The organism is uncultured Romboutsia sp. (assembly GCF_958366745.1).
Lineage (GTDB): Bacteria > Bacillota > Clostridia > Peptostreptococcales > Peptostreptococcaceae > Romboutsia > Romboutsia timonensis.
This window is the reverse complement of sequence record NZ_CATXCO010000192.1, coordinates 1-4,473: the sequence shown is the minus strand read 5'-3', so window position 1 is coordinate 4,473 and position 4,473 is coordinate 1. Positions and strand designations below refer to the sequence as shown.

Here is a 4,473-nt window from a genome sequence, read left to right as displayed (position 1 = left end):
TTAGGATATCCTGTTTGACTAGAAAGTATAGATGTTGGAAAAGGGCAGCATTGAACCTTTAATGCTGATATTATAGGCAAAGCAACTGATAATGAGCATCTACCAATTCCTGATAAATCATTTATTGCAGCTATTTTTTTCAAATTATATAGCACCTCCGTAAATTTTAAAGAAATTATATGTAATTTATATAACTATATAATTATACAATATATCTAAAAAAAATATAAACTAAATGAAAAATAGTTATTTATTTTATAAATTTATTTGGACATAATAATAGCAAATATAAAAGAAATTATAATATGAAGTAGATGTACTATTTATTAGGAGGTGTGACTTTGAGTAGGCTTAAATTTAAAAATAAGTACATTAAAATTATAGTTATGTCTTTATGTTTAATTTTACCTTTAGGTTTGGGGTCAATAATATATAAATTAAATTCAAAGGTAAGTGAAATAGAAGCTATAAAGATAGATGAAGATGATCAAATAAAACAACAATATCAACTTCTTTTACAAAATCTATTTGATTATAGAAACAAAGCTATATTAGAACAAAATGAAGAGATATTAAAGGAACTTTATGATACTGATAAAAAGACAGGGCTTTGGGCCTATGAACATGAAGTAGAAAAAATGAAGTATTTAAAAAATTGGTCTAGTAAGCAAGGGGTAACTTTTAACGATATAAAGACTAAAGTAAAAATAAGAAAAGTAAAGGAAAAAGAAACTGATTTATATGGAATAATATGTAATGTTGCTACAGATTATAATTATTCTTATGAAAATGAAAAAGATGTAAAAAATATATTTAGAATAGGTACAGAGCATTATCTAAATGTAAAAATAAAAGATAATCAATATATTATAACCAAAGAATGGTATACTGACCCATTTGCAGATTCTTTAAATTTAGAGAATATTAAATCTGATGATATAAGAAGTTATATACTAGCTCAACAAAAACCTGACATTCAATTAACACAAGAACAACAAAAGGCTATAGATTATGCTCATAGATATTGTGGAGTTTCAACCGAAGAAGAATATGAGTTTAAGTTTAATAGAGAGTATAAAAATTTTAATCCAGACGGAGGCGATTGTGCAAACTTTGCATCACAAATAATGTATGAGAGTGGAAGATTTAAGAAAAATTCTATATGGAACTATAATAATCGTGATGGAACAAAGGCTTGGGTAAATGCGCAAGGGTTTAAAAATTATATATTAAATAGTGGTAGAGGTAGTTTAATATGTAAAGGTTCATATGAAGAAACGTATAAGGAATCTTATAATTTAAGACCAGGAGACTTTGTAGCATATGAAAAAGGTGGAAGAATAACGCATGTATCTACAGTAACAGGAATGGATTCTAAAGGATATCCTTTAGTAACTTGCCATAATACTGATAGGCTATTAGTACCATGGGATTTAGGTTGGAGTAATAAAACTATAAGATTCCACTTAATAAGAGTTCATTACTAAATTTCAATAAATGTTATAAATTAATTAATATTTGACAAAGATATGTATGTATGATAAAGTAGTAATAAGGTTACAATAATTGTAGCTAAATAATTGTGTTTTTTTTAGGAGGATTTATCAATGAAAACTGGTGTAGTTAAATGGTTTAACAACGAAAAAGGATTTGGATTTATATCTGTAGAAGGTGAAGGAGATGTTTTCGTACATTTCTCAGCTATAACTGGTGAAGGATACAAGTCTTTAGAAGAAGGACAATCAGTTCAATTCGACGTAGTTGAAGGAGCTAAAGGTCCTCAAGCTGCTAACGTAGTTAGATTATAATCTAAAGTTCATATATATTAGTAATTCTAGTAATATGTGAAACACAGCCGCCTATAAGCGGCTTTTTTAATTTGAATAAATTTTCATATAAATATATTTAAATTTAAAAATAGCATTAAATGTGTTAAAATTAACTTAGAAAAGACATTTGAATATACCATATGGATTAAAAATTTAATTAGCATATATTATATATGAGTATATGGAGGTATAAATAGTGAATATATTATTTTTTTTAACACCAAAAAGTGAAGTGGCATACATATACGAAGACTATACAATGAGACAAGCTTTAGAGAAGATGGAGTATCATAGATATTCATCTATTCCAATTATAAATAAAGATGGGAAGTACGTTGGGACAATCACTGAAGGAGACCTGTTATGGACTATAAAAAATGAACTTTCTCTAGATTTAAGAGCTATAGAAGATATCCCAATAACAGATGTTAAGAGAAGAAAAGATAATAGACCTGTGTCTATAGATGCTAATATAGAAGATTTAATATCAAAATCTATGAATCAAAACTTTGTTCCAGTTGTAGATGATAAAGATACATTTATAGGTATAATTAAAAGAAGAGATATTATAGAATATTGTTACGATAAAATAAAAGCCTAGTTATATAACTAGGCTTTTATTATTAAGCATGATACTTAACAGTATCGTTGTATTTAGATTTTAAGTTATTTAATTCTTTATTATAAGCTTCACTTTGCTTTTGATACATTAAACTTCTTTCTATTTCGTTTCTAACTTCTTCGTACTCAGATTCTCCACCAGCTTGTAGATTTTCTAATTTTATTAAGTGATATCCAAATTGAGTTTTAACAGGTCCAGATACTTCACCGTTTTTCATGTTGAATACAGCTTCTTCAAATTCTGGAACCATTTGACCTCTAGTGAAAGTACCTAAATCTCCTCCAGCATCTTTAGATGGGCAAGTAGAGTGAGCTGATGCAGCAGCTTCAAAAGTCATTTCATTGTTATTTATTTTATTTAATATATCATTAGCTAATTCTTCAGAATCTACTAATATATGTTTAGCAGATGCTGATTCAGGTTTATTAAATTTAGACTTATTAGCTTCAAAGAAAGCTTTCTTTTCTTCTTCAGTTAGTGTAACATTAGATAAAACTTTGTTTATAGCATATTGCTTTAACATATTTTCTTCAATTTTTTTCATTTCAGCTTTGAAATCTTCATCATTATGTAGTTGATCTTCTTTAGCTTGCATATAGAATAACTCTTGGTTAACTAAATCTTCTAATAGTTGTTTTTTACCTTCTTCAGTTTGGAAATGCATAGCTTGATATGGATCTAAGCTTTTTAAAGCATTTTCAACGTCTAAATTAGTTATTTCTTTTTCTCCAACTGTAGCTAAAATCTTTTTTTCCATAATAGTAACTCCTTTAGTTTATTAATAGTATCTTTTAATATAAATAATATCAGAAAAAAGAATATATGTCTAATATTTCCAAGAAACTAAAAATTATGTATTAATATCTAAACATTATAACTAAAAGTAATAAGGATGCTAGTATTCCTACAAGACCTTCTTCTATTTTATATTTAAATAGCTTAATATATGATAAATATAAATATATAAATACAAAAATTACTTTTAATGTTAGAAAGAATAGACTAGTAGGAAATAGTAATAAGCTAAATAATGTAAAAATAAATGCAGTTAGAGTGCTTATTCTATAATATAAAGTTATAGATTTTATATTATTATCATTAAAAAATATTATAAGTGGTATGTAAATTAAAGTTGCAATACAATATAATGCTACTAAAATAGATTTTATAAATGGATCAGAAACAAAAATTAATTCATACCAAATTATTGGCCAGAAAGATAGAAATAAAAACTTAAAATAGTTATCCATGAACTTAGTATTTATCATTATAATATATCCTTTCATAGTTATTAAATAATAAATTTTATAGTATAAAATATTAAAATTTATCAAATGTGAAATATTAAATATTTTATATAATATATATTATTATATACGAAAGTAATTAGTCGTAACACATTTTAAATTAAAATAATAATATGGGAGGTAGGGAATATGTACAGATATTATACAAAGGGCGTATGTTCAAAGTCCATTTTAATGGATATAGAAGATGATATATTAAAAGATGTTACATTTGAAGGTGGATGTAGTGGTAATTTAATTGGTATAAAACATTTGATAGAAGGAAAATCAATAGATGAAATTATTGAAGATCTTGAGGATATACCTTGTAAAAATAGAGGAACATCTTGCCCAGATCAGCTTGCTAAGGCTCTTAAAATTTATAAGAAATATGTTCTTAATAAATAAAAAAACTTCTACTTTAAGTAGAAGTTTATTGTTTGTTAACTAATATAGCTATTTTAGCATCTGGATTGTAACTAACTTGAACCATTTGATTTTTCTTAAGGTTTTCGAAATCTTCTCCACCATAAGCTATTTGTAATTTAACAGGAAGTTTTCCTTGTTTTATTATAGCAACATACTCATTTTTGCCTTTTTTCTCAAGATTAATTAAGTTACCTACATAAGGTTTAAAGTTTTGGTATTTCTTGCTACTATTTTTTATGTAGAAATAAGTTCCAATAGCTATTAATATATTTACTAATAATGTAATCCAACCTGATGTTTTAGTTAT

General features: G+C 25.6%; 6 protein-coding genes and 2 pseudogenes. 4 read left to right on the top strand and 4 right to left on the bottom strand.

The features are described 5' to 3' along the window. Positions 1-143, bottom strand: a pseudogene (locus tag Q5F54_RS13195) (pyridoxine kinase); the annotation flags it as partial. Positions 144-314: 171 nt separating this feature from the next. Between Q5F54_RS13195 and Q5F54_RS10920 the strand changes: the two are divergent. The 3 genes from Q5F54_RS10920 to Q5F54_RS10910 all read left to right on the top strand — a co-directional run bounded on the left by Q5F54_RS10920 (position 315) and on the right by Q5F54_RS10910 (position 2,430). Then, a complete protein-coding gene (locus Q5F54_RS10920; protein ID WP_277231059.1) occupies positions 315-1,487 on the top strand; it encodes an amidase domain-containing protein in 1,173 nt (390 codons plus the stop codon). Positions 1,488-1,607: 120 nt separating this feature from the next. Further along, complete coding sequence (locus Q5F54_RS10915; protein ID WP_071119823.1) at positions 1,608-1,808, top strand: cold-shock protein; 201 nt, start codon at positions 1,608-1,610, stop codon at positions 1,806-1,808. Positions 1,809-2,025: 217 nt separating this feature from the next. Beyond that, the gene (locus Q5F54_RS10910; protein WP_277231057.1) at positions 2,026-2,430 is read left to right on the top strand and encodes a CBS domain-containing protein; all 405 of its coding nucleotides are present in this window, start codon (positions 2,026-2,028) and stop codon (positions 2,428-2,430) included. A gap of 22 nt (positions 2,431-2,452) precedes the next feature. Here the strand turns inward: Q5F54_RS10910 and Q5F54_RS10905 are convergent, their stop codons facing one another. Both Q5F54_RS10905 and Q5F54_RS10900 read right to left on the bottom strand, forming a co-directional pair. After that, positions 2,453-3,208, bottom strand: a complete 756-nt coding sequence (locus Q5F54_RS10905; RefSeq protein WP_277231055.1) for a peptidylprolyl isomerase — start codon at positions 3,206-3,208, stop codon at positions 2,453-2,455. Between the two features lie 100 nt (positions 3,209-3,308). Continuing rightward, positions 3,309-3,719: a hypothetical protein gene (locus Q5F54_RS10900; protein ID WP_288306757.1), complete on the bottom strand. Its 411-nt coding sequence runs from the start codon at positions 3,717-3,719 to the stop codon at positions 3,309-3,311. A gap of 168 nt (positions 3,720-3,887) precedes the next feature. Between Q5F54_RS10900 and Q5F54_RS10895 the strand changes: the two genes are divergently transcribed. After that, entirely contained in the window at positions 3,888-4,145 is a 258-nt protein-coding gene (locus Q5F54_RS10895; protein WP_277231051.1) for a TIGR03905 family TSCPD domain-containing protein, read from the top strand. A 25-nt stretch (positions 4,146-4,170) separates the two neighbouring features. On the opposite strand, the pseudogene Q5F54_RS10890 reads toward Q5F54_RS10895, so the two are convergent. After that, positions 4,171-4,473 (bottom strand): annotated as a pseudogene (locus tag Q5F54_RS10890) (hypothetical protein); the annotation flags it as partial.

Coding starts and splice junctions, on each gene's coding strand:
- Q5F54_RS10895 (WP_277231051.1), top strand. CDS start 3,888: ATGTACAGATATTATACAAAGGGCGTATGTTCAAAGTCCATTTTAATG.
- Q5F54_RS10920 (WP_277231059.1), top strand. CDS start 315: ATGTACTATTTATTAGGAGGTGTGACTTTGAGTAGGCTTAAATTTAAA.
- Q5F54_RS10900 (WP_288306757.1), bottom strand. CDS start 3,719: ATGATAAATACTAAGTTCATGGATAACTATTTTAAGTTTTTATTTCTA.
- Q5F54_RS10905 (WP_277231055.1), bottom strand. CDS start 3,208: ATGGAAAAAAAGATTTTAGCTACAGTTGGAGAAAAAGAAATAACTAAT.
- Q5F54_RS10915 (WP_071119823.1), top strand. CDS start 1,608: ATGAAAACTGGTGTAGTTAAATGGTTTAACAACGAAAAAGGATTTGGA.